Genomic DNA, 23,714 nt, shown 5'->3' on the forward strand with positions numbered 1-23,714 from the left:
GGTAAGACAGGTCTCATACCAAAGACAAGCTGAGTTGTTTTACGTTTAAGCCAGCTATAGGCACTGGCTTACATGTTATAGCTGCGGACCAGCAGCAACCAAGGCTTGGCCTTCAGCGTTATCAGTGAACTTCTCAAAGTTCGCGACAAAACGCTGTGCTAAATCTTTAGCTTTTAAATCCCATTCAATCACGTCGCTATAAGTGTGACGCGGATCTAAAATATTGCTGTCTTCAACCCCAGCTAATGCCGTTGGCATGGCTAAGTTAAAGTATGGCAATTGCACAAATTCAGCATCTTCAATGCTGCCATCTAAAATAGCATCAATGATAGCGCGGGTCGCTTTGATAGAAATACGCTTACCAGTACCATTCCAGCCAGTATTGACTAAGTAGGCTTCTGCGCCGGCAGCTTCCATACGCTTGACCAAAACTTCAGCATATTGAGTTGGGTGCAACGACAAGAAGGCTGCGCCAAAACAACTAGAGAAAGTTGGCGTCGGCTCAGTGATGCCACGCTCGGTTCCCGCTAATTTAGCAGTGAAGCCCGACAAGAAGTAATACTCCGTTTGCTCTTTGGTTAACTTAGAGACCGGTGGTAATACGCCAAAGGCATCCGCAGTCAAAAAGATAACTTTCTTAGCATGACCAGCTTTAGAAACTGGCTTAACGATGTTATCGATGTGATGAATTGGATAAGAAACCCGAGTATTCTCAGTTTTTGAACCGTCATTAAAATCAACAGTACCATCAGCTAAAACAGTGACGTTTTCTAACAACGCATCGCGTCGAATCGCACGATAGATATCTGGCTCAGCTTCTTCAGATAAATTGATGGTTTTTGCGTAGCAGCCGCCTTCAAAGTTGAACACCCCATCGTCATCCCAGCCATGCTCATCATCACCGATTAACTGGCGTTTCGGATCCGTCGATAAGGTGGTTTTACCGGTACCTGACAAACCGAAGAAGATCGCAACATCACCGGCTTCACCCACGTTGGCTGAACAGTGCATTGATGCGATACCTTTTAATGGTAAAAAGTAGTTCATCATTGAGAACATACCTTTCTTCATTTCGCCGCCGTACCATGTACCACCAATTAACTGAATACGTTCAGTTAAATTGAAAGCCACGAAGTTTTCAGAATTCAAACCGTGCTCTTGCCACTTCGCATTGATACATTTAGCACCGTTCATCACCACAAAATCTGGCTTGAAGCTAGCTAGTTCTTCTGCGCTTGGACGAATGAACATGTTTTTTACGAAATGGGCTTGCCAAGCAACTTCTGTGATAAAGCGCACCGCTAAACGGGTGTCTTCGTTAGCTCCGCAGAAAGTATCTACTACAAACAGACGCTTACCTGATAACTGAGTGGTTACGGTCTGCTTTAAATCGGCCCAGATTTCTGGTGAAATAGCTTTGTTGTCGTTTTTGCCTTGATCAGCCCACCACAACGTATCCTTGGTTGTTTCGTCACGAACGATGTATTTATCTTTCGGCGAGCGACCAGTAAAAATACCGGTATCAACGGCAACTGCGCCTAGTTTAGTGACGGTTCCTTTTTCGTAACCATGAAGGTCATCGCGCGTTTCCTCTTCGAACAAAACATCGTACGAAGGGTTGTGTACGATTTCACTGACGTCTGTTATGCCATATTGGCTTAAATCCAGATCAGTCATGGGCTGAACTCCTGCGGGTTTAGTTTAGCTTAAATTAACGACAATTCGTGGGGCGAGATTTTAACCCGAAATGCTCAAAAATAATAGTCTAACCTATGTCATAGGGGCTAGAATGGCTGAGTTTTTGCTAACTTTTTAATTCCTAAGTGGCGCTAGAGTGCCAACTTGCCAACCTATAGTTGTGATTATGATACGTGATGCTTTTAATACCAGAATAGGCTTTATTCTTGCAGCCGCGGGCTCTGCCGTAGGGCTTGGCAATATTTGGGGCTTTCCAACCCAAGTGGCTAATCATGGCGGCGGCGTGTTCTTGTTGGTCTATTTGTTAGTGGTATTAATTCTCGCTATTCCAGCACTTTATACCGAAATCTCGTTGGGCCATGCGGCTCAAGCCAACCCCGTGCAAGCCTTACGCAGCTTGGCACAACGCCCCGCTGGAGTGGGTGCTGCGGCTGGTGCCGGTATGGGCTACCTGAATGTCGGTGGCGCCATCTTGATGCTGAGTTTTTACCATTTAGTCGCCGCTTGGATGTTGGCGCAGGGGTTAGCGTCGCTCGCTCTTGCGCTCAACCTAGACCAACTAAGCCAGTGGCTGCAAACCGGTAGTCATAGTCGCGACTTGGTGCTGATGTTTGCCTTTATTAGTCTTACTTTTGGGATTGTCATTAAGGGCGTGCAACAAGGTATCGAACGCTGGTCACGGCGTTTAATGCCGGTGTTGGTGCTTCTACTACTGAGTCTCATTGCCTACATTCTTACGTTGCCCGGTGCTAGCACTGGTTTAGCGGCCTACTTAATTCCTGATTTATCCGCATTACAACAACCGGGGCTGATTGTCGCAGCGATGGGACAAGCGTTTTTCTCGTTGTCGATCGGCTTGGGCGGCATGATGATCTATGGGAGTTACCTGCCTAAAGACACCCGTATCGGCAAGTTAGTCTTTGGGGTGGCAGGGCTGGATACACTGATTGCGTTTCTAGCCGGGTTGCTGATCATTCCTGCGTTATATGTCGCTATGGCACAAGGGCTCAGTGTTGCGGAAGGCGATCAGCTGATTGGCGAAGGGCAACTGATCTTTCAAATCTTGCCGCAATTGTTTGCTCAATTAGGTACAGCCGGAGCTTGGCTAGGCTTTGCCTTTTTTGCGCTACTCAGTATTGCTGCGCTGACCTCAACGATTGCTACTGCGGAAGTGCCCATTGCCTATGCCATCGAGCAACACCAGCTGTCACGACGCCAAGCAGCTTGGATTATTGCTGCGCTGATAGCCGTCATCGGTAGTGCTTTGGTGATTTGGTTTGAACCACTCTTTAACTGGGTGGTGACCTATGTTACTCAGTTCCAATTGCCGCTGTCTGGGTTGTTTTATTTTATTGTGTTGGGTTGGTTATGGCAGCGCAGCAATCGCTTACGTGAACTTGCCCAACAGCAGTTGAAGTATCGTTTGCTGTTCTGGCACTTACGGGTCGTGTGCCCGCTACTATTGCTCTGGGTATTCGTGGATGTTGCGTTTTAAGCTGTTCAGTTGGAGCTTATCGAGCGTTAAGGCTCACTAGAGCCTTAACGCTGATTCATCTAGTTAATTCTGATTGGTTGCCTGATCGCGCAGTTTAACTTGCTGTTCTAAAGCTGCTGCGACACGACTATCGGTAAACTGACGGACATCGCCATGATGAATAGCGACTTCTTTCACTAACGTTGAAGAGATAAAGGAATTCTCTTCAGCGGGCGTCAAAAAGACACTTTCTAGGCCCGGAAACAGCCGGCGATTCATATTGGCTAACTGAAATTCATACTCAAAATCTGAAACCGCACGCAACCCACGAATAAGTACAGTAGCGCCCTGCTCTTTAGCAAAATCAACCAACAAACCACTAAAACCAACAACCGTAACGTTGTTCAAATTCTCTGTGACTTGCTGTACCAAAGCTACTCGTTCTGCTAATGAGAACATCGGCTTTTTGCTAGGACTGTTGGCAACGCCTACAATCACTTCACTGAATAAATTTGCTGCCCGTTCAATCAGATCCGCATGACCATTCGTAATAGGATCGAAGGTGCCTGGGTAAATAGCGCGTTTATGCATCAATTATCTCCCGTTGCATAAATGAGGATGCGCAGCCCCCTGTAGATCAGGTAAACTATGCAACATAAATCCATGAATCAGTCCGAACCACGGAGAATTACATGAAGAACGATTTTTATCAACAGCTTGAAGCCCAGCTCGTGGAGCTTGAAAACGAAGGCTTGTACAAAAACGAACGCATCATTTTAGGCGACCAAGACGCTGAAATCGAAGTAGGTAACGGCGAGTCTGTACTTAACTTCTGCGCCAATAACTACCTTGGTTTGGCCAATAATTCTGAACTGATTGCGGCGGCAAAGCAAGGTCTAGATGAACACGGCTTTGGTACCGCATCGGTGCGTTTTATCTGTGGTACCCAAAACATTCACAAGCAATTAGAAGCTAAATTGAGTGAGTTCTTAGGTACCGAAGATACCATTCTTTATTCATCATGCTTTGATGCTAATGGTGGTTTATTTGAGACCCTCATGGGCCCCGAAGATGCCATCATCAGTGACGAGCTTAATCATGCCTCGATTATTGATGGAATTAGATTGAGCAAGGCGAAGCGCTATCGTTACAAAAATAACGATATGGCCGACCTTGAAACTCAACTAAAACAAGCAAAAGCCGACGGCGCTCGTAACATTCTGATAGCCACCGATGGTGTGTTCTCAATGGATGGCGTGATTGCCAACCTTAAGGGAATTTGTGATTTAGCCGATGAATATGGCGCCCTGGTGATGATGGACGACTGTCATGCCACAGGTTTTTTAGGTGCTAACGGTAAAGGTACTCACGAGTACTGCGAGGTCATGGGCCGCGTTGATATTATCACCGGCACCCTCGGTAAAGCATTGGGTGGCGCTTCAGGTGGTTACACCTCAGGTAAAAAGCCAGTGATTGATTGGTTGCGTCAGCGCTCGCGTCCTTATCTGTTCTCTAACTCAGTGGCTCCTGCGATTGTGCAAGCCTCTATCCGCGTACTTGAGATGCTTGAGCAAGGCCATGAGCGACGCCAGAAACTTTGGGACAACGCTAATTACTTCCGTAAACAAATGACTGCGGCTGGCTTTACTTTGAGCGGTGCAGATCATGCCATTATTCCAGTGATGATTGGTGATGCCCGCTTGGCCTCAGAAATGGCTGACCGGATGCTTAAAGAAGGTATCTACGTGGTCGGTTTCTCATTCCCTGTGGTGCCGCGTGGTAAAGCTCGTATTCGTACGCAAATGAATGCTGCCCATAGTCGTGAGCAGCTTGACCGTGCTATTGATGCCTTTACCCGTATTGGTAAAGACCTCGGAATTATTTAAGGAGTTTTGCCCATGAAAGCGCTCGCTAAATTACATGCAGAACCCGGCATTTGGATGACCGAGGTTGAACAACCTGAATACGGTTACAACGATCTCCTTATTCGGATCAAGAAAACCGCTATTTGCGGTACTGACGTACACATTTACAAATGGGACGAGTGGTCACAAAAAACCATTCCAGTACCTATGGTGGTTGGCCACGAATACGTTGGTGTCGTTGAAGCCATGGGTGATGGCGTGCGTGGTTTTACCAAAGGTGACCGCGTATCGGGCGAAGGCCATATCACCTGTGGCTACTGCCGTAACTGCCGTGCCGGGCGTCGGCATTTATGCCGCAATACCGTAGGCGTTGGCGTTAACCGTCCGGGTGCTTTTGCTGAATACTTGGTGATTCCAGCCGAGAATGCCTTTAAATTACCCGACGATATCAGCGATGATTTAGCGGCTATCTTCGACCCTTTTGGTAATGCTGTCCACACCGCACTTGCTTTTGATTTAGTCGGCGAAGACGTGCTTATTACTGGAGCAGGCCCCATTGGTATTATGGCCGCGGCCGTTGCCCGCCATGTTGGGGCTCGCCACGTGGTGATCACCGATGTTAACCAGTACCGGTTAGATCTAGCGAAGCAAATGGGCGCAACTCGTGCCGTTGACGTCAGCAAAGAAAATTTGCGCGATGTGATGCAAGAACTAGGCATGAAAGAAGGCTTTGACGTAGGTCTTGAAATGTCAGGGGTGCCTTCGGCATTTTCGCAAATGTTAGAAACCATGAACCATGGTGGCAAAATCGCCATGCTTGGGATCCCACCACAAAGCGTTGCTATCGATTGGAACCAAGTGATTTTCAAAGGGTTAGTTATTAAAGGTATTTACGGCCGCGAAATGTTTGAAACCTGGTACAAAATGGCCAGCTTACTGCAATCAGGGCTAGATTTATCACCTATTCTAACCCATAGTTTGCCGGTTGCTGACTTCCAGCAAGGTTTTGATATCATGACGTCGGGTCAATCCGGTAAAGTCATTTTAGATTGGAGTTAAGCTTACTATGGCAGAATTTACGCGTATCAACTGTGCTACCGCGCACCAATTATGGCAGCAGGGCAACACGGCATTCGCCGATATTCGCGATGCGCGTTCATTCGCCATGGGCCATATCCCAGGGGCTGTGCATTTAACCGATGCCAGCCTCAGTGAGTTTTTGCAACAGTTAGATGATGAGCAACAGGTGGTAGTGGTTTGTTACCATGGTAACAGTAGCCAAGGTGCCGCCCAGTATTTGGCTGGCCAAGGCATTGAGCTCGTCAGTAGCCTTGATGGTGGCATGACGGCATGGGGCCAACAATATCCTGAGGCTATGGAGCGCGGTTAAATGCAAAAGCTGATGAGTACTGAAGATGCTGAGTTAATGGCCAAAACCTACCGGTTCTTAAGCCAGCGCGGCGTTCCAGTCACCGTCAGCGAACATGGTAGCCAGTTAGAGTTATGGCTTACCGTGGCGAGTTACAGTGCGCATGCGAAGGCGCTGTTGCAAGAGCTCAAGCACCATCCCGAGTTACTCGATCAAGCCGAACCGGCGCACACGCCTGCGTCCGCAAGCAGTCATGCCACCCCTAGTTTGCTCAAGCAACTGTTGCAACAAAGTGGTTGGTTTACTGCGGGGTATGCGCTGTTGGTGGTGCTGGTCTTTGCAGGGCTACAACTCGATGCGCTGCAAGAGCCGATATTACGCGCCCTGCTCTATAATCCCGATTCGTTTGAGCAACTACCATGGGCTCAACCTTGGCGCTTGTTAACCCCGGCTTTGTTGCACTTTAGTGCCATGCATATTTTGTTTAATGTGTTTTGGTGGTGGTATTTAGGCGGCCGTTTTGAGCGCTATTATGGCTCCAAATGGCTGATTTTAACTTACGTTTGCGTAGCGCTGGTCTCTAACACTGCACAGTTTATGGTAAGTGGCCCGTATTTTGGCGGTTTATCGGGTGTGGTTTATGGTCTTTTTGGCCTAGCCGTGGTGGTTGCATGGAATCGTCCTCGCCACCCGCTCTTTCTACCCCGTGGATTAATCATCTTTATGTTGGCTTGGCTGCTGTTAGGCTACACCGACTTACTTTGGGTGAATGTTGCTAACACCGCCCACACCGCTGGTTTAGTCAGTGGCTTATTGGTTGGTGCACTGATCCAGTGGCTAAGCCGTTTCAGCACCAAATAAGGTTTTAATATGGGATTTTTACTTCCCAATGGGGTTAACTTTCCGGTGATTGGGGTGGCGCAACAAGCGAACTGGTGCAAGGCCGAGGCCCAACACCTAAGCCAGCATGCTGAGCTCGATAGTTGGTTACAAGACCCGCAATCCCTTACCGCCAAACTCAAACAGCATAGCAGTGATTTTCAGGTTATCGTTATCGGCCAGCAACCAGGTATCATTCGTGCCGATGAGGCCACTTGGCTGGGCACCGATCTAACCGGCGAACATGCGATTATCCGTGAGGTGCTGTTGTGCTGCGATGGCCAGCCTTGGGTGTTTGCGCGTAGTGTTTTTCCTGCCAGCGCCATGGATACCAAGCAGTTACAACTAGGCCAGCTTGGCGATAAACCCTTAGGGGCGCATCTGTTTGCCCAACCGGATCTGCAGCGCAGCGCGATTGAGGTCTGCTGCTTTGCCGATAACTCGGTAGTCAGTGACCTCAATCAACAACTCGGTTTTGCTCGCCAACAGTTATGGGGACGCCGCAGTTGCTTTACTGCAGCACAACAACAGGTGCTGGTAGCAGAAGTGTTTATTGGCGCTTCCATACCAGCTCAGTTGGCGTTATCTGCTAGTTCATCAAGGGGAAGTTAACATGACCAACATACGTTCGTTGGCGCGGGCAAGCTGGCAGCTGATGCGTGCTGACCGCCCCATTGGCACCCTATTGTTAGGTTGGCCTACGTTAATCGCTTTGTTCATTGCTGGTAACGGTAACCCTCCGTTAAAAGTGGTGGTGTTGTTTATGCTGGGTGTGTTTGTGATGCGTTCGGCTGGCTGTGTCATTAATGATTACGCTGATCGCCACATAGATGCTCATGTCACTCGTACTAAACAACGACCGCTAGCAACGGGGGCTATCAAACCTTGGCAGGCGCTCGTTTTGTTTGTGGGCTTGTTGTTCATCGCTCTACTGATAGTTTTGCAATTTAATGTAGCCACCATTTTACTAAGTATCGCTGCTGTTGCCGTAGCTACTCTCTATCCCTTCTGTAAACGTTTTACCCAGCTGCCCCAAGTAGTGCTGGGCATTGCCTTCAGTTTTGGCGTGCTGATGCCCTTTACCGCGTTGGAGCAAGGCTTACCCTTGGTGGCTTGGCTGCTGTTTTTCGCCAATATCGCTTGGACGGTTGCCTACGATACCGAGTACGCCATGGCGGACAGACCTGATGATTTAAAGATTGGGGTGAAATCTACAGCTATTTTGTTTGCTGGCTTTGATAAGCTGGCGATTTTTAGCCTGCAAGTGATTACCCTGCTGCTACTACTGTGGCTAGGCATTGAACTAGCTTATGGATTGGCCTATTGGCTGGGGTTAAGTATCGTGGCAATACTGTTTTTATGGCAGCAAAAGATGATTTGGTGGCGCGAGCCTGATGCCTGCTTTAAGGCCTTTTTACACAACAATCATGTAGGCTGGATCCTTACGCTGGCGGTCGCGCTCGAGTACTGGTTTTAAGTTTTTAGGTTCAAGCTTAGCTAGCGCAAGCCCGGTCTGCACCGAGCTTGCGCATTTTTTTACTCGCTGGTGGAGGTATCCGCCTGCATCAACAGTTGTTGCACCGATTGCCTAATGGTTTGCAGCACAGTAGGTTCTAACAACACATCGATGGCATCACTGAACAAGCCTACCCGCGCATCAGCCAACAACATGCCGTCGGTATTAACGCTGATGTAACCCTCACGCTTAATGGTCGCAACCAAGGTTGTCAGTACTTTTCGATCAAAGAACTCTGGCGCATTAACCCCATGAATGGCACTCAAACGTTCCGCCAGCGTCACCGCATGCTGCTCTAAATCGCTACGACTTATTGGCTGCGCTTGCTGTAATAGCTCCAACACAATAGCATAGCGCTGCAAGGTTTCACTGGCGCTGCGGGCCAGGAGTACCAATTGGAAATAACGCTGCGAATCACGTGCAGGTACGCCATAAACACAGTCTTGCTCGTTGGTTAACAAACCAATCTGTACGTAATGCTCTAATAATGCGGCTACCCAAAGCTCGATATCTTGTTCTGGATGACTCAAAAAGAGTTCATCGCGTAATAAGGGCTGCAGTTGTTTTATTAAGGCCTGCAAGCCCGCGATACCAAACTTTTTATGCCCCATCGCATAGGCGGCGACGATTGCAGGCACGATCACCATGTGGATGATATTATTACGGTAATAGGTCATGGCGATGGCCGTGGTACCGTCTAGCCGAATCAATTCCCCCATGGTATCGGCTTCTACCACAAACTTATCGTGTCGTTTCGCAAGTTCCCACAATTCAGCACCCGTTTGGTCTGGAATATAGGCATCCTTACTGTAAGGCACATGGCGCAAAATATCTGTGTATAAGTCCAGTTGGCCAATCAGTTCTTCACGAGTTAACGCATGGTGCTCAGAGCTGAGAATGGCTAGCGCCGACAAGTTAATGCTATTCAACGCCGCCGCATTATTGATTCGACACATGATTTCATCAGCCAACACATTAACGGTTGGGGTTAACCATTGGGGCCGCGATGGCTCCTCGGCACCCAACGTAATAGATTCACGCCAGTTCGGCTGCAATTTATCTAAGGTATCACCAAGGTTAATAGGGTCACCAAAGGAGACATAGCCTTGGCCAAAATTGCGTAAATGACGCAAGCTACTCAGCACCTGCCATACGGATTCTTTTTCTTTGGACTTACCTTTAAGCTCTTTTAAGTAAGTACCCACTTCCATGACATGCTCGTAGCCTAAGTACACAGGCACCAAGGATATCGGACGCTGTTGACCACGTAACATGCCTTGAATGGTCATCGCGACCATACCTGTTTTAGGGGGTAACAAACGACCGGTTCTACTGCGCCCACCCTCGGTAAAATATTCTACTGGGTAGCCCTTTTGGAACAAGCGGTTCAAGTATTCACGAAACACCGTCGAGTAAAGTTTGTTGCCTTTGAAGCTACGGCGGATGAAAAAAGCACCGCCACGGCGGAAAATAGGACCCGCCGGGAAAAAGTCTAAGTTCACCCCCGCAGCAATGTGCGGCGGCACCAAACCTTCTTTATAAATCACGTAACTTAACAGCAGGTAATCCATGTGCGAACGGTGACACGGCACATAGATCACCTCATGCCCGGCTTGCGCCAGCTCGCGAATACGCTCGCCGCCATCCACATGAATCCCGTTATAAATACGACTCCAACACCAGGTCATAAAGCGGTCTAAAAGACGCACTAAGGTATCGTTATAGTTAGCAGCTATCTCATGCAAGTATTTTTCAGCAGTCTTACGCGCTTGTGCTTCGGTTTGCTTTTTGCTCTTCGCCTCATCAGCGATGGCTTGGCGTAACGCTGGCGTATCCAGGAGGTCTTGAATCACCACCGCCCGTTCCGTCATCTTCGGCCCTGCAACTGCATGGCGCATCCGGACAAAATGAACGCGTGCTACCCGTGCCAGCTTGTGCGCTAGATGTTTGGTACTACCGCGCTGTTCGGCCATCTCTTGCAATTGCACCGGCCGACTGCCACGCACCAGAATATGCCGACCCGAGAACAGCACCAGCCAAAATTTACGCCAATGCCCTGGGTTATCCACATCTGCAATCATGGTGCGCCCCTGCCGTCGCTCCTGACCGGCTTGGCGCCCCCAAAATAATCCTACTGGCACCAAGGAAACCGCCAAGCTTCGATCCTGTTGATGGGCATTAAGCAACTGTTCGAAATCCTTAATCGCCTGTTGAGCACTATGCTGGTCGGTCTGATCTAAATACATGACCCGCGCATACTCGTTACCGTTTAACAATAACGGCTGGGTAGGGTCAGGTAAGCCCGCTGCACGCAACGCTCGTTGGGCCACCAATAAGTCGGCATTGGACACACTGCGCATCACATACACCACGTGGTCGCTGCCCTTTAGCCCTTGTACCGACTCATCAACAATAATCTCAAAGCGTGTTAACCAACGCACTGGCCAGTGCAACAGGCTGCGCCAAAAGCCTTTTAGACTCATGAACCTTCCTCGACAAAATGAAACCCTTAAAGAATATCATTGTTGTTTGAATTTGTCTGATAGAAAAAAATTGCACAAAAAAGTTGCGATTCCAAAACACCTGTATATACTCACAGTATTACTGTATAGATAAACAGGTAAACATATGCGTCCGTTAACACCTCGTCAGCAACAAATTCTGACTTTAATCAAAGACAATATTGATGCGACTGGTATGCCACCCACCCGTGCTGAGATAGCTGAGCGCTTGGGTTTTCGTTCCGCTAATTCAGCCGAAGAGCATTTGAAAGCACTAGCCAAAAAAGGCGTGATTAAGATGATGCCTGGCATGTCTCGAGGTATCCAGTTAATGGAGGCAGAAGACGAAGCTCCAAGCGGTTTACCACTGATTGGTCAAGTAGCCGCAGGTGAACCTATTTTGGCGCAGGAGCACGTTGAGAGTCACGTTCAGGTTGACCAAAACCTGTTTCACCCGGCGGCTGATTTCCTGTTACGCGTTAACGGTATGAGCATGAAAGATATCGGTATTCTCGATGGCGACTTACTAGCTGTTCACAAAACTCAAGAAGCTCGTAATGGCCAAATAGTGGTTGCCCGCGTTGAAGATGAGGTGACGGTGAAACGCTTTGAGCGACGCGGCAATGTTATCTTCCTACATCCCGAAAACGACGAATTCGCCCCGATTAAAGTCGATTTAACCTCACAGTTTTTCACGATTGAAGGGTTAGCTGTAGGCGTGATTCGCAATGGAGCATGGTTATGAGAAACAAATTTTATCACCACGATATGTTATCAGCAGTCCACGAAGTAACACCTGATACTTGGGCTAGTGAGCTTGAAGCAACTGCAACAAGTTCATCCTTAGAGGCCTTGTTGCCGCGTTTACATGCCCTGTCATTGCGTTCTCACCAATGGGTGACTGTTATCGGTGCGACAAGAGATGTCGTAGAAAAATTAGTTGCAGCCGGGATCAGTCGTACCCGCATTCGATGGGTCTGCGGACGCAATCAAGACGAGCGCGAATGGGCAACTGAACAAGCCCTACTCGCAGGCACTAGCAGCATTGTTTTAAGCTGGTTAGGTGAATTAGCACCGCGTACTCAGCAACGTTTAAAAATGGCAAGTAAAGTTAGCCATACCCACAGTTTCATCTTTGATGAACAACCTTCACGTACCCCACTCCACTAAATCTGCCGTGAAGGATTTGATAGGGCTGCCGTGATGGCAGCCCTTTTTTTATCCTTAAATAAAAAAATCTTAACTTTTGCGGTGGCAATTTGTGCAGAAGGTGGTATTTTGATCAGGCATTAACTGCTAACACAATAAATAAAAACAAATATTGATACACAACAACAAAGGGTTAGTGGGGAAAGCGATTTTCGAAGGAAATGCTGTTCCTTTTTCTACTCACCTCTTTGTTCTTCAGGCAAGCACTTCGGTGTAATCGCGGTTACCGCGTCGGAAGAATGAGAGGAGCTGTCGCGTGAGAACGAGACTCATCACTAGCTTACTTGCGAGCATTCCATTTGCTGCAAGCGCACAATCGTCGCAATTAAACTTAACTCAAGGCGTTACTGAGATAAGTAATCGCGTCTATGACTTACACATGACCATTTTTTATATCTGTTGTGTGATAGGTCTCTTAGTTTTTGGGGCCATGTTTTGGTCCATGATAGCCCACCGCAAAAAGCAGGGGGTTAAACCAGCCACTTTCCATGAAAACGTGAAAGTTGAGATTGCTTGGACGGTCATCCCCTTCTTAATTTTGATAGGTATGGCTATTCCAGCAACGTCAACACTCATTGCTATGGAAGACACCAGTGAATCTGACGTCACCGTGTTAGTTACTGGTTCGCAATGGAAGTGGCACTACAAATATTTTGACCACGACGTTGAGTTCTTCAGCCTCCTAGCTACTCAACAAGAGCAAATCAATAACCGCCTTGATAAAGGCGAGAATTACTTGCTTGAAGTTGACCGGCCATTAGTTATTCCTACAGGTAAAAAAGTCCGCTTTCTCATCACCTCAGATGACGTTATCCATTCTTGGTGGGTACCTGACTTTGCGGTGAAAAAGGACGCGAACCCCGGCTTTATTAATGAAGCTTGGACCAAAGTAGATGAACCCGGTATTTACCGTGGCCAATGTGCTGAGCTTTGCGGCAAAGACCATGGCTTCATGCCGGTGGTTGTAATTGCTAAGGAGCCGGCCGAGTACGATGCTTGGATTACCGAGCAGGAGCAAATCGCTAAGCAAGCCAAAGCTGAGGAACAACGCTTATTGGCCATGTCGATGACCGAAGCCGAGCTTATGCAACTTGGCGAAAGCGTGTACTTAGGTAACTGCGCTGCTTGTCACCAACCTAATGGCCAAGGTATTCCTGGGGTGTTCCCAAGCTTAGTCGGCACCGATATGGTACTCAACGATTTACCCGCACACATTGATATTGTGGTGAATGGTAAGAATGGCACCGCCATGCAAGCCTTTGGTAACCAGCTAAGCCTTCGTGAGTTGGCTGCGGTCATCACCTACGAGCGTAATGCTTGGGGCAACAGCACTGGCGATTTAGTACAAGCCGCCGATGTTAACGAATATAAGAATAATTAAGGAGACCCGGCTATGAGCACAGTTGTTGGCGAGATGGATCACCAAGATCATCACCACCACGCGCCGTCGGGAATTACCCGTTGGCTATTTACCACCAATCATAAAGACATAGGCTCTATGTATTTATGGTTCAGTTTTATTATGTTTTTAGTAGGCGGCTCGATGGCGATGGTTATTCGCGCCGAGTTATTCCAACCTGGATTGCAGTTGGTCGATCCGCACTTCTTTAATCAGATGACCACAGTACACGGCTTGACCATGGTATTTGGCGCGGTTATGCCGGCCTTTACCGGATTAGCAAACTGGATGATTCCGATGATGATTGGTGCGCCAGATATGGCGTTACCACGAATGAATAACTGGAGTTTCTGGATCCTACCCTTTGCGTTCGCTATTTTGCTAGCCTCGTTATTTATGGAAGGCGGCGGCCCTGCCTTTGGTTGGACCTTCTATGCTCCCCTTTCCACCACTTACAGTAGCGATTCAACGGCTTTGTTTGTGTTCTCTGTGCACATCATGGGTATTTCATCCATCATGGGCGCCATCAACGTGATAGTAACCATCATGAACATGCGTGCACCCGGGATGAATTACATGAAGATGCCGCTGTTTGTCTGGACTTGGCTCATCACTGCTTTCCTGTTGATAGCTGTGATGCCCGTGCTCGCAGGAGCGGTGACCATGGTGTTGACGGATAAATACTTTGGTACCAGCTTCTTTGACGCTGCCGGGGGCGGCGACCCGGTCATGTTCCAGCACATTTTCTGGTTCTTCGGGCATCCAGAAGTTTACATCATGATTTTACCGTCATTCGGTATTATTTCGGCGATTATCCCAGCATTTTCACGTAAGCCGCTGTTTGGTTACTCGTCCATGGTGTACGCCACCGGAGCTATCGCCATACTCAGTTTCTTGGTCTGGGCGCATCATATGTTCACCACCGGTATGCCGGTAGCAGCCGAAATGTTCTTTATGTATGCAACCATGCTGATCTCGGTGCCTACTGGGGTGAAAGTATTTAACTGGGTTGCCACCATGTGGCGCGGTTCGATCACTTTTGAAACCCCGATGTTATTTGCTTTAGCCTTTGTGATTCTGTTCACCATTGGCGGCTTCTCGGGCTTAATGCTGGCTATTACCCCGGTCGACTTTCAATACCACGACACTTATTTTGTAGTGGCTCACTTCCATTATGTTTTAGTGAGTGGTGCGATTTTCTCCATCATGGCAGCGGCTTACTATTGGCTACCTAAATGGACTGGCCACATGTACGACGAGAAGCTCGGGCGCTTGCATTTCTGGTGCTCGTTGATCTCAGTTAACGTGCTGTTCTTCCCCATGCACTTTGCTGGCTTGGCTGGTATGCCGCGGCGTATCCCTGACTACTCACTACAATTTGCTGATATTAACCAAATTGTCAGTATCGGTGGCTTTGCGTTTGGCCTCTCCCAGTTGATTTTCTTATGGGTGGTGATTAAGTGTGTTAAAGGTGGCGAGAAGGCCCCTGCCAAACCTTGGGAAGGAGCCGAAGGGTTGGAATGGACAGTGCCTTCACCAGCGCCTTATCACACCTTTGAGACCCCACCTGAGGTGAAGTAATCATGCAAAAACCCGAACCAACAGTCACCAAAGTACCCCGTGCAGACAATGCACGGGTAGTACGCAAACTGCTGTTTATTGTCGTAGGTATGTTTGGGTTTGGTTTTGCATTAGTGCCCCTGTACGACGTTTTTTGTGACATTACCGGTTTTAACGGTCGCACCAAGAACGAACAAGCAATGGCGAATACCCGCAGTGTGGACACCTCACGAACCGTGAATGTGCAATTTCTAACGCGGGTAAACAAAGGGATGCCATGGGGCTTTGAAGCCGAAGTGAAATCGGTACGGGTGCACCCTGGCGAAACCAAAGTGGTGAACTTTTTAGCGCATAACCTCACTGGTAATAATATGGTGGCGCAGGCGATTCCGTCAGTAGCCCCTGGTGAGGCCGGTTTGTACTTAAATAAAACCGAATGTTTTTGCTTTAACCAGCAGCCATTAGCTGCTGGTGCAGAAACCGTTATGCCGATGCAGTTTTACCTAGACCCTGATATTCCAGATCATATTCACACCTTAACTTTGTCATACACCATGTACGATATGACAGCCCATGCAACGCCTGATGTGCTGGCGAGCATTGAGCAACCAGCAGACTGAGGAAGAGTTATGGCAACACAACACGAAAAATATTATGTCCCAGCTTCCAGCCCTTGGCCCATCGTAGGCGCTATTGGGTTAGGATTAATAGCCTTTGGCGCTGGCCATACCGTCATCGATATGAAAAACGAAACAGTTGATGGCTGGGGTAGCAATGTACTTTGGGGCGGCATCGCCGTCATGCTAATCATGTTATTTGGTTGGTTCCGCGACCAAATTAACGAATCTATGGGCGGTTTATACAGTCCACAGCTAGGCCACTCCTACCGTCAAGGCATGAGCTGGTTTATCTTTTCTGAGATTATGTTCTTTGCGGCTTTCTTTGGTGCTCTTTTCTACGCGCGCGTCATTGCCGTGGAGTGGTTAGGCGGCGCCAGCAACAATGCCATGACCAACGATGTGCTATGGCCTGGCTTTGAGGCTATGTGGCCACTCACGGAAACTCCGGGGGGCACCACCACACAAGCTATGGGCTGGATGGGTTTACCTTTGTACAACACCATTATTTTGGTGATTTCTAGCTTTACCTGTCATTTTGCGCATGTTGGCTTAGAAAAGAATAACCGCAAGCAACTCACGTTGTTCTTGGGGATTACCATCGTCTTGGGCTGTATCTTCTTGTATTTACAAGGTGCCGAATATGTTCACGCCTACCAAGATCTTGGATTAACTTTATCCTCTGGAGTTTACGGAAATACCTTCTATATGCTGACGGGCTTCCACGGCATGCACGTTACTCTGGGTACCATCATGTTAATCGTGATGTTTTTCCGAGTTCTGAAAGGTCACTTTACCCCAGATAACCATTTTGCATTCCAAGCGACCAGTTGGTACTGGCACTTTGTGGATGTGGTCTGGGTGTGCTTGTTTATCTTTGTTTATGTCATTTAAAGCAAGTTACCGTACTGGGCTAGGTGCCTAGTACGGTCTTGGGTTTGGTGCTAATACACCAGACCCCAGTAGTACCACAATAATCACTAGGGCAATCGCCGAGAATAACACGCGACGTCCCAAATAGTGCGTCATTGGTGGTTTGGTAGGGTCGTTTCTGAGCATGGCTAACAAAGCCCGCATGAGGTTTACGACCATAAATAACATGAGTAGTACCAGAATGATTTTTGCAGCTATAACCATTATTTTTGCTCCAGTGGCGCACGCTTATGCGTAAGTCGATGTGGCTTGGCATGGGCTTAACTGTGCTAGCAATTGCACTTTTGGTCAAGCTAGGATTTTGGCAGCTGCAACGTGCCGCAGAAAAACAACAGCTGTTTGACCAATTTCAACAAGGTGAAGCTCAACAGCAAACTCCCGTGCCACTGCAATCTATCGAGCAACTGCAGGATTTAGAGCAGTATCAACCCGTTACTATTAGTGGCCGATTTTTGCCCGCGCCCATTTTGCTGTTGGATAATCAGGTATGGCAAGGTCAGGTGGGCTACCAAGTGATTGGCTTATTTGAACCTACTACCGCAGCTCGTTTGATCGGCGTTAGTGTAGGCTGGGTAGCGGCGGGCAGTGATCGCAGTCAACTACCAACATTGAGCTTACCAACCCAACCCATGAATATCAGCGGACTGGTTTATACGCCCAGCCTTGGCGGATTTCGTTTATCTGAGCAGGTGGTTACTGAGGCAGCAACAAACGCCGCTCAAACCGAGCTGATCCGTATTCAACGCTTCGACCCAACCGCACTGACAAACCTGCTCAGTCTCCCCTTAGCCGATCGGCAGCTATTATTAGCAGAAAGCGAAGCCTGGGGCTGGCCACGTGCTTGGCAACCTCAAGTAATGTCGCCCGCCAAACATCAAGCTTATGCATTGCAGTGGTTTTCACTAGCATTAGCTTGCTTGATTGTGTTTACTATAGCTGCACGTTCCAATAAAAAGAAAAATAATAAGGAATGCCCATGAGTACTGTTAAAAAATCCAGAGCCACCTTAATAGGCGTTGTACTTGCCTTTCTTATTCCGGTGATTGGCGCCAAATTGGTACTAGACCAAAACTGGTATCAGGGGGCGGTCACCAATAAAGGCACCATGCTAGTACCGCCCATCGAACTGAACCAACTGAACCAGCGCTTGCCTGCAGGATGGCGGGTAGCCCTACGCACCGAGCAAGATTGCGGTGCCGGTTGCCAACAGGGTTTGTATGCCATTAATCAGCTCGATATCGCCTTGGGCAAAGAGACTGAACGAGTTACCCCAATCATGATCAGCGCCCAAGCGCCGAGCATCGATTTACAACAAACACCATTAGTGCAGGCTGTGGTCGACAGTCAGTTAGCGGCAGCTGTTGCCAGCATCCCAGATCAGCACTTGTTTATCATCGATCCCTTGGGAAATATCGTCCTTTATTACCCAACGCATGCCGATGAATCAGCCATGCGCACCGAGGCTAAGAACATCCTGGCCGATTTGCGTACCTTGTTAAAACTTTCAAAGATAGGGTGATAGCATGCGGGCCTTAGTTAAATTTAGCTTACTGCTGACCTTAGTGGTGATTGTACTAGGTGCCTACACGCGTCTTACTGATGCGGGTTTAGGCTGCCCTGATTGGCCTGGCTGTTACGGTGAATTAACGGTCCCCAAAAGTGCAGAGCAGGCTGCCATAGCCTTTCCTGATGCACCGTTAGAAACTCAAAAAGCTTGGAACGAAATGATTCACCGGTATGCCGCTGGCAGCTTGGGTTTATTTATTCTAGCAATAGCCATCAGTGCCTTGGTTCGCGTTCGTAAACATCCAGAACAACCGGTTAAACTGCCGTTGCTACTGCTCGTCCTGGTCATATTTCAGGCAGCACTGGGGATGTGGACAGTTACCATGAATTTGCAGCCGTTGATTGTTATGGGGCATTTATTAGGCGGCTTTAGCACCCTTAGCTTGCTCTATTTGTTGCACCTAAGGTTACAACGCATCCATATGCCTATGGGCGATGCTGGTATGCGCAAACTCGCCGGATTAGCCGCGTTAGCCTTGCTTGTGGTCATCGCCCAAATCGCACTTGGTGGCTGGGTTGCCGCTAACTATGCGGCACTCGCTTGTACCGACCTGCCGTTCTGCGAAGGCAACTGGACCGAGCGCTTAGACGTAGCCGGAGCTTTTAGTATTCCAGAAGCGCAAACCTATCAATATGGCGCTCATGACTATGCTGAACGCATGACCATGCATGTAGCTCACCGGCTTGGTGCCTATGTGACAACGGTAGTAGTGGCACTGCTGTTGTGGTTTGGTTTTGCTAAAGCCCAATCCAAAGTGATGCGACGTGCGCTAACCTGGGTGGCCGTTGCCTTAGTGGTGCAATTAGCACTAGGCTTTAGTAATGTTATTTTTATGCTACCGTTAAAGGTAGCCGTAGCGCATAACTTAGTAGGAGCCTTGTTGCTTCTTAGCTTAGTTGGGCTAAATTATAAAATTGCTCGCAACGCATAAAACAACAATAAGCGAGTAAGGAGAACCAGATGGCAGAACATGCAAGTATCAAAGGCGCCAGCCAAGACTTGGCAGCAACCTATAATAAATCTAGCTCATGGCGTGATTACCTTACGTTAACCAAACCCAACGTAGTGCTCTTGCTGCTACTCACGGCCTTGGTAGGCATGGCCTTAGCCACGCCAACTTGGGTCGCCTGGCAGGTGCTAGTGCCGGCACTGGTCGGTATTGGCTTAATGTCGGCTTCAGCGGCAGCGGTAAATCATTTGGTGGACCGTCACATCGATGCTCGGATGGCGCGTACGTTACGACGGCCACTACCCTCTGGCGCCCTATCCCCCAAACGCGTGCTAACCTTTGCTGCGGTTATTGGGGTGTTAGGATTTGTGGTGTTAGCCGTTTGGGTCAACATGCTCACCGCATGGCTGACGCTAGCTAGCTTAGTGGGTTACGCATTTATCTATACCATGTATTTAAAACGGGCCACGCCACAAAACATCGTCATCGGCGGCCTTGCTGGAGCAGCGCCTCCGCTATTGGGCTGGACCGCAGTCACCAATGAGATCCATCCCTTTGCCATTTTGTTGGTGATGATTGTCTTTACCTGGACCCCACCGCATTTTTGGGCGTTAGCCGTGCATCGAGCCAAGGATTACGCCAAAGCTGAAATTCCGATGCTGCCTGTGACCCATGGTATTGAATTCACCAAAACCTGCATCCTGCTGTACACCATTTTATTAGGCGTGGTCTGCTTGTTACCCTATTTAGTAGGAATGTCTGGGGTGATTTACCTGATTGGCTCCACAGTCTTGAGTCTTTGGTTTTTGGTGTATGCGTGGAAACTCAAATTTGCTCCGCAACAGCATACTGCCTTTAGCATGTTTAAGTTTTCTATTTGGCATTTAATGATTTTGTTTGTGCTGTTGTTGGTAGACCACTACTTGGTATTACCTCCTATGAGTTCGTTTTAATTTTCAGCGATAGGACAAGATAAAATGCAAAGATTAGTGGCAACGGCAGTGGCTTTAGTAGCCTTGGTCGCGGGGTTGGTGATTTACAATAGTTTGCCACAAGCGCAACCCCAAGCCTTAGTGTACGAACCAGCACGACAACTACAGCCATTTACGCTACAGGGCAGCGATGGTAGTCAAGTAACGAACGAGCGTCTGCAAGGACAGTGGACGCTGTTGTTTACGGGGTACACTTTTTGTCCAGATATTTGCCCCACCACCATGGCTGACTTGCGCCAGATCATGCCTAGCCTGCAACAGCATACGGATACCCCGGTAAAGGTTTGGATGATTTCAGTGGACCCACAGCGCGACGATGTCGGACGCATTGCGGCTTATACGGAGTTTTTTGGCCCGGAGTTTTTTGGGGTTCGCGCTGAACATCCGCAACTGTATCCGTTTGTGAACAACCTTGGTTTGATGTATTCCATCCCCGATGAGGGTGCCATGGATTATCTAGTGAATCACAGTGCGGCTATTATTCTGGTGAATCCAGCCGGTCATTTACAGGCGATATTTAAAGCGGAGCACACCATGGGCGAGATACCCACGGTGAATATGCAGCAATTAGCCGCAGACTTTGCCATCATTGCTGATAATTAATACCTCTTGATGCTGGTTTTGCTTAATCAGGCCAGCGTCCATTTTTATCAGCCCGAGCAAAGGGCTGCGAATACCAGTAAAACCGCTGCGGCTGACTCTTACTAGCAACAGTACAATTCACCCGTGATCGTCCTATTGGTAACGGTTGGCTGAGTTCCACGGTAAAGGTGTTTCCCTGCCAACTGGGCCGCACGGTCGAGCTACCCGCAAAACAATTCATTTGGGCCGGATTAAAATCATCGGTATGGTCTAAGGTCACACTAAAGCTTGGCGTGCTTTGGTCATGCTCTAATACCATCGAAGCCGGGGTGATATGGGTTACCGGCAAGGCTAAACTATTGATTTTAGTTGCTAGAGTGCGCAAGTCTGCATACTGAGCAGAGGCAGGAAAACGTGGAATCGCAGCACTGTTGCTGAACCTGTTCCAAGCGCCTGAATGTTGGGCAAAGGCTACAAAGCCAGCCTCCTCCACAATAGCTTCAACGGCGGGGTCGTATTCACCATAAGGATAAGCAAGCAATTTGGGCTGTGCACCTAAGGCTTCATAGATCTCTTGCTGAGCGTCTAAGATATCTGCTCGAATACGCTGCTGCCATTGGCTTTCAGATTCATCGGTACGGCGCCAGGTAAGATGATCATGTGAGTTGGTGTGGTTTGCAATGGTAGCACCGTATTGCTGTAGCTCCCGTAATTGTTGCCAGTTCATGTATAAATTAGGAGCCTCGCGCATTAAGCGCGGGTTCACAAAAACAGTAAAAGGTACTTGGTATTTTTTAAACACCGGCAAGCCATTTTGGTAAACGTTCTTCCAGCCATCATCGATGGTCAACACTGCGAGTTTAGCCGTAGCAGGGGTTGGTTGCTGCAACAGCTGCAACGCATCAGTAATCGAGACGATGTCAAAATCATGCTCTTGTAACCACTCAATATGCTGAGCTAGTTCGTCCGCTGTTACTGAGGTTACCCGCGGTGTATCATCACCAATATGATGATACTGTAGCACCGTAATACTGGCGGACGATTTAGCCAGCACCGGCTCGCTGCAACCTAATAAGCCTAACCAACATAAACAGATGATTAACACACGCATAGATAAACTCCTCGGCATTGCATGGTTGAACAAGTATCGTTCTGATCATCGAGCGATTTTTGCGATTGCCCTGCCCATGATTCTTTCAAATATTGCCGCGCCACTTTTAGGTTTAGTAGATACGGCCATTATCGGGCACTTAGACCACAATATCTACCTTGGTGCCGTTGCGTTGGGTGCGATGGTGGTCAGCTTTACTTACTTACTCGCTATTTTTTTGCGTATGAGCACCACCGCTGAAGCAGCTCACGCCTTTGGTGCTGGTGACGAACAAGCGATTCGCCAACTCCTTATTCATGCATTACTTATTTGTATAGGGCTGGGGGTTGTCTTACTTAGCGCTGCGCCTTGGTTGGTCAAGCTAGCTTGGTGGTTGATTCAGCCCAGTGCCGACTTAGCCGAGTTAGCTGGGCAGTATATTCAAATTCGGCTGCTAGCCGCACCTGCTGCACTGATTAATCTCGCAGTACTCGGGATACTGCTCGGGCAACAGCGCAGCAAACAAGCGATGAGTCTGATTATTTTAATGAACCTAGTTAACCTTGCCGCTGATGTGGTGCTGGTTATTGGTTTGCAGCTTAATGTCATCGGCGCTGCTTGGGCCAGTGTGATAGCAGAAAGCACGGTAGCTATGGTCGGTCTGGTGTGGCTACGCCAGTGGCTAATATTACCCAGCAAATGGCGGATCGAGCCCGCCAAGTTAAAGCAATTTGTGCACATGAATGGCGACATTTTTGTGCGCAGCTTACTGCTGCAGTTGTGTATGGCTACCATGACCGGCTATGCGGCTAAATTTGGCACTGTGGTGGTGGCCGCTAATGCCGTATTAATGCAGTTTTTAATGCTCATCTCGCTAGGCTTAGATGGTATTGCTTATGCCGTTGAAGCCCTAGTGGGAGCCGCCCGCGGCCGCAAGGATAGGCAGCAAATAAGGCATTGGATGAAACTCACCTTAACTTGGTCGGCACTGTTTGCCCTGGTTTATTGTTTGGCTTTTGCCCTGACCGGTAACTGGATTATCACCCAAATCACCCACCTACCCGATGTGATAACTACCGCACAAACCTATTTACCTTGGTTAATTGCGTTACCGCTACTGGCGCATTGGAGCTATTACTACGACGGGGTCTTTGTTGGGTTAGGGCTAACCCGTGGCATGCGCAACAGTATGGCTATCAGTGCGTTAGGGGTGTTTTTACCAGCGGTGCTAGTAAGCCAATGGCTCTTAGCAAAAAATAACGCCAACCACGGACTGTGGTTGGCGTTATCCTTATTTCTATTAGCTCGTGGAATAACTCAAGCGTACTTATTGCGCCGCTACAAAATCATCCATCAAGATTAACTGTGGTAACAAACCACCACCATCAGCATCTACTGCTACTGCGGTGTATACGCCACCACCTACTAATTACGCAGGAAATTTCAGGATGGGATCACATTTCTTTCATGTGACTGCTCCCCGCCCTAAGCGCTAAAGCGCCACGGGCGAGGCT

At 48.5% G+C, this 23,714-nt stretch carries 24 protein-coding genes; 19 read left to right on the forward strand and 5 right to left on the reverse strand.

All coding sequences use genetic code 11. The features are described from left to right. Positions 1-75: 75 nt before the first annotated feature. Positions 76-1,677 carry a phosphoenolpyruvate carboxykinase (ATP) gene (pckA, locus tag NOG12_RS10280; RefSeq protein WP_313933213.1) on the reverse strand — a complete coding sequence of 534 codons (1,602 nt, stop codon included), beginning with the start codon at positions 1,675-1,677 and terminating at the stop codon, positions 76-78. 181 nt (positions 1,678-1,858) lie between these two features. Between pckA and NOG12_RS10285 the strand changes: the two genes are divergently transcribed. Further along, entirely contained in the window at positions 1,859-3,193 is a 1,335-nt protein-coding gene (locus NOG12_RS10285; RefSeq protein WP_313933214.1) for a sodium-dependent transporter, read from the forward strand. A gap of 63 nt (positions 3,194-3,256) precedes the next feature. Here the strand turns inward: NOG12_RS10285 and coaD are convergent, their stop codons facing one another. Further along, the gene (gene coaD, locus NOG12_RS10290; protein ID WP_153827026.1) at positions 3,257-3,763 is read right to left on the reverse strand and encodes a pantetheine-phosphate adenylyltransferase; all 507 of its coding nucleotides are present in this window, start codon (positions 3,761-3,763) and stop codon (positions 3,257-3,259) included. Between the two features lie 101 nt (positions 3,764-3,864). On the opposite strand from coaD, the gene NOG12_RS10295 reads away from it, so the two are divergent. Genes NOG12_RS10295 through ubiA form a run of 6 tightly spaced genes read left to right on the forward strand, consistent with a single transcriptional unit; the run spans position 3,865 to position 8,762 of the window. After that, positions 3,865-5,058 carry a glycine C-acetyltransferase gene (locus NOG12_RS10295; protein ID WP_313933215.1) on the forward strand — a complete coding sequence of 398 codons (1,194 nt, stop codon included), beginning with the start codon at positions 3,865-3,867 and terminating at the stop codon, positions 5,056-5,058. A gap of 12 nt (positions 5,059-5,070) precedes the next feature. Beyond that, entirely contained in the window at positions 5,071-6,096 is a 1,026-nt protein-coding gene (gene tdh, locus NOG12_RS10300; RefSeq protein ID WP_110076645.1) for an L-threonine 3-dehydrogenase, read from the forward strand. A 7-nt stretch (positions 6,097-6,103) separates the two neighbouring features. Further along, positions 6,104-6,427 carry a thiosulfate sulfurtransferase GlpE gene (gene glpE, locus NOG12_RS10305; RefSeq protein WP_313933217.1) on the forward strand — a complete coding sequence of 108 codons (324 nt, stop codon included), beginning with the start codon at positions 6,104-6,106 and terminating at the stop codon, positions 6,425-6,427. After that, positions 6,428-7,267 (forward strand): rhomboid family intramembrane serine protease, encoded by an 840-nt coding sequence (locus NOG12_RS10310; protein ID WP_313933218.1) that lies wholly within the window; start codon positions 6,428-6,430, stop codon positions 7,265-7,267. It begins immediately after the preceding gene. Between the two features lie 9 nt (positions 7,268-7,276). After that, complete coding sequence (locus tag NOG12_RS10315) at positions 7,277-7,897, forward strand: chorismate--pyruvate lyase family protein (RefSeq protein WP_313933219.1); 621 nt, start codon at positions 7,277-7,279, stop codon at positions 7,895-7,897. Position 7,898: 1 nt separating this feature from the next. Further along, a complete protein-coding gene (gene ubiA / locus NOG12_RS10320) occupies positions 7,899-8,762 on the forward strand; it encodes a 4-hydroxybenzoate octaprenyltransferase (protein ID WP_418055315.1) in 864 nt (287 codons plus the stop codon). Positions 8,763-8,821: 59 nt separating this feature from the next. On the opposite strand, the gene plsB is transcribed toward ubiA, so the two are convergent. Continuing rightward, positions 8,822-11,284, reverse strand: a complete 2,463-nt coding sequence (gene plsB / locus NOG12_RS10325) for a glycerol-3-phosphate 1-O-acyltransferase PlsB (RefSeq protein WP_313933220.1) — start codon at positions 11,282-11,284, stop codon at positions 8,822-8,824. A 145-nt stretch (positions 11,285-11,429) separates the two neighbouring features. Here plsB and lexA point away from each other — a divergent pair, with 145 nt between their 5' ends. From lexA to NOG12_RS10355, 6 genes are all read left to right on the forward strand, one after another. Beyond that, on the forward strand, positions 11,430-12,047 hold the full coding sequence (lexA, locus tag NOG12_RS10330; RefSeq protein ID WP_153827030.1) for a transcriptional repressor LexA: 618 nt from the start codon (positions 11,430-11,432) through the stop codon (positions 12,045-12,047). Beyond that, the gene (locus NOG12_RS10335; protein WP_313933221.1) at positions 12,044-12,472 is read left to right on the forward strand and encodes a hypothetical protein; all 429 of its coding nucleotides are present in this window, start codon (positions 12,044-12,046) and stop codon (positions 12,470-12,472) included. The genes lexA and NOG12_RS10335 overlap by 4 nt, the downstream gene beginning before the upstream one ends. Positions 12,473-12,767: 295 nt before the next feature. After that, positions 12,768-13,892 (forward strand): cytochrome c oxidase subunit II, encoded by a 1,125-nt coding sequence (gene coxB, locus NOG12_RS10340; RefSeq protein WP_110076652.1) that lies wholly within the window; start codon positions 12,768-12,770, stop codon positions 13,890-13,892. Positions 13,893-13,904: 12 nt separating this feature from the next. Next, complete coding sequence (gene ctaD / locus NOG12_RS10345) at positions 13,905-15,491, forward strand: cytochrome c oxidase subunit I (RefSeq protein ID WP_153827032.1); 1,587 nt, start codon at positions 13,905-13,907, stop codon at positions 15,489-15,491. 2 nt (positions 15,492-15,493) lie between these two features. Then, a complete protein-coding gene (locus tag NOG12_RS10350) occupies positions 15,494-16,090 on the forward strand; it encodes a cytochrome c oxidase assembly protein (protein WP_110076654.1) in 597 nt (198 codons plus the stop codon). 9 nt (positions 16,091-16,099) lie between these two features. Next, positions 16,100-16,981: a cytochrome c oxidase subunit 3 gene (locus NOG12_RS10355; RefSeq protein WP_313933222.1), complete on the forward strand. Its 882-nt coding sequence runs from the start codon at positions 16,100-16,102 to the stop codon at positions 16,979-16,981. A 27-nt stretch (positions 16,982-17,008) separates the two neighbouring features. Here NOG12_RS10355 and NOG12_RS10360 read toward each other — a convergent pair whose 3' ends face one another. Further along, positions 17,009-17,224 (reverse strand): DUF2909 domain-containing protein, encoded by a 216-nt coding sequence (locus NOG12_RS10360; RefSeq protein WP_110076656.1) that lies wholly within the window; start codon positions 17,222-17,224, stop codon positions 17,009-17,011. 26 nt (positions 17,225-17,250) lie between these two features. Here NOG12_RS10360 and NOG12_RS10365 point away from each other — a divergent pair, with 26 nt between their 5' ends. Genes NOG12_RS10365 through NOG12_RS10385 form a run of 5 tightly spaced genes read left to right on the forward strand, consistent with a single transcriptional unit; the run spans position 17,251 to position 21,131 of the window. Continuing rightward, positions 17,251-18,000, forward strand: coding sequence for an SURF1 family protein (locus tag NOG12_RS10365; protein WP_313933223.1), 750 nt, complete (start codon positions 17,251-17,253; stop codon positions 17,998-18,000). Further along, complete coding sequence (locus NOG12_RS10370) at positions 17,997-18,539, forward strand: hypothetical protein (RefSeq protein ID WP_313933224.1); 543 nt, start codon at positions 17,997-17,999, stop codon at positions 18,537-18,539. Before NOG12_RS10365 ends, NOG12_RS10370 begins: the two co-directional genes overlap by 4 nt. Positions 18,540-18,543: 4 nt before the next feature. Then, positions 18,544-19,518 carry a COX15/CtaA family protein gene (locus NOG12_RS10375; protein WP_313933225.1) on the forward strand — a complete coding sequence of 325 codons (975 nt, stop codon included), beginning with the start codon at positions 18,544-18,546 and terminating at the stop codon, positions 19,516-19,518. 29 nt (positions 19,519-19,547) lie between these two features. Next, a complete protein-coding gene (gene cyoE, locus NOG12_RS10380) occupies positions 19,548-20,489 on the forward strand; it encodes a heme o synthase (RefSeq protein WP_313933226.1) in 942 nt (313 codons plus the stop codon). Positions 20,490-20,513: 24 nt separating this feature from the next. After that, the gene (locus NOG12_RS10385; RefSeq protein ID WP_313933227.1) at positions 20,514-21,131 is read left to right on the forward strand and encodes an SCO family protein; all 618 of its coding nucleotides are present in this window, start codon (positions 20,514-20,516) and stop codon (positions 21,129-21,131) included. 22 nt (positions 21,132-21,153) lie between these two features. Here the strand turns inward: NOG12_RS10385 and NOG12_RS10390 are convergent, their stop codons facing one another. Continuing rightward, the gene (locus tag NOG12_RS10390; RefSeq protein WP_313933228.1) at positions 21,154-22,221 is read right to left on the reverse strand and encodes a polysaccharide deacetylase family protein; all 1,068 of its coding nucleotides are present in this window, start codon (positions 22,219-22,221) and stop codon (positions 21,154-21,156) included. Here NOG12_RS10390 and NOG12_RS10395 point away from each other — a divergent pair. Further along, on the forward strand, positions 22,205-23,563 hold the full coding sequence (locus NOG12_RS10395; RefSeq protein ID WP_313933229.1) for an MATE family efflux transporter: 1,359 nt from the start codon (positions 22,205-22,207) through the stop codon (positions 23,561-23,563). The genes NOG12_RS10390 and NOG12_RS10395 overlap by 17 nt on opposite strands. The last annotated feature ends 151 nt before the right edge of the window (positions 23,564-23,714 follow it).

This window comes from Pseudidiomarina fusca (assembly GCF_032227045.1).
Taxonomy (GTDB): Bacteria; Pseudomonadota; Gammaproteobacteria; order Enterobacterales; family Alteromonadaceae; genus Pseudidiomarina; species Pseudidiomarina fusca.

Bases quoted from the DNA above. Each gene is read 5' to 3' on its own strand.
- pckA (WP_313933213.1), bottom strand. From the start codon at position 1,677: ATGACTGATCTGGATTTAAGCCAATATGGCATAACAGACGTCAGTGAA.
- coaD (WP_153827026.1), bottom strand. From the start codon at position 3,763: ATGCATAAACGCGCTATTTACCCAGGCACCTTCGATCCTATTACGAAT.
- NOG12_RS10295 (WP_313933215.1), top strand. From the start codon at position 3,865: ATGAAGAACGATTTTTATCAACAGCTTGAAGCCCAGCTCGTGGAGCTT.
- tdh (WP_110076645.1), top strand. From the start codon at position 5,071: ATGAAAGCGCTCGCTAAATTACATGCAGAACCCGGCATTTGGATGACC.
- glpE (WP_313933217.1), top strand. From the start codon at position 6,104: ATGGCAGAATTTACGCGTATCAACTGTGCTACCGCGCACCAATTATGG.
- NOG12_RS10310 (WP_313933218.1), top strand. From the start codon at position 6,428: ATGCAAAAGCTGATGAGTACTGAAGATGCTGAGTTAATGGCCAAAACC.
- NOG12_RS10315 (WP_313933219.1), top strand. From the start codon at position 7,277: ATGGGATTTTTACTTCCCAATGGGGTTAACTTTCCGGTGATTGGGGTG.
- ubiA (WP_418055315.1), top strand. From the start codon at position 7,899: ATGACCAACATACGTTCGTTGGCGCGGGCAAGCTGGCAGCTGATGCGT.
- plsB (WP_313933220.1), bottom strand. From the start codon at position 11,284: ATGAGTCTAAAAGGCTTTTGGCGCAGCCTGTTGCACTGGCCAGTGCGT.
- lexA (WP_153827030.1), top strand. From the start codon at position 11,430: ATGCGTCCGTTAACACCTCGTCAGCAACAAATTCTGACTTTAATCAAA.
- NOG12_RS10335 (WP_313933221.1), top strand. From the start codon at position 12,044: ATGAGAAACAAATTTTATCACCACGATATGTTATCAGCAGTCCACGAA.
- ctaD (WP_153827032.1), top strand. From the start codon at position 13,905: ATGAGCACAGTTGTTGGCGAGATGGATCACCAAGATCATCACCACCAC.
- NOG12_RS10350 (WP_110076654.1), top strand. From the start codon at position 15,494: ATGCAAAAACCCGAACCAACAGTCACCAAAGTACCCCGTGCAGACAAT.
- NOG12_RS10355 (WP_313933222.1), top strand. From the start codon at position 16,100: ATGGCAACACAACACGAAAAATATTATGTCCCAGCTTCCAGCCCTTGG.
- NOG12_RS10360 (WP_110076656.1), bottom strand. From the start codon at position 17,224: ATGGTTATAGCTGCAAAAATCATTCTGGTACTACTCATGTTATTTATG.
- NOG12_RS10365 (WP_313933223.1), top strand. From the start codon at position 17,251: ATGCGTAAGTCGATGTGGCTTGGCATGGGCTTAACTGTGCTAGCAATT.
- NOG12_RS10370 (WP_313933224.1), top strand. From the start codon at position 17,997: ATGAGTACTGTTAAAAAATCCAGAGCCACCTTAATAGGCGTTGTACTT.
- NOG12_RS10375 (WP_313933225.1), top strand. From the start codon at position 18,544: ATGCGGGCCTTAGTTAAATTTAGCTTACTGCTGACCTTAGTGGTGATT.
- cyoE (WP_313933226.1), top strand. From the start codon at position 19,548: ATGGCAGAACATGCAAGTATCAAAGGCGCCAGCCAAGACTTGGCAGCA.
- NOG12_RS10385 (WP_313933227.1), top strand. From the start codon at position 20,514: ATGCAAAGATTAGTGGCAACGGCAGTGGCTTTAGTAGCCTTGGTCGCG.
- NOG12_RS10395 (WP_313933229.1), top strand. From the start codon at position 22,205: ATGATTAACACACGCATAGATAAACTCCTCGGCATTGCATGGTTGAAC.
- NOG12_RS10390 (WP_313933228.1), bottom strand. From the start codon at position 22,221: ATGCGTGTGTTAATCATCTGTTTATGTTGGTTAGGCTTATTAGGTTGC.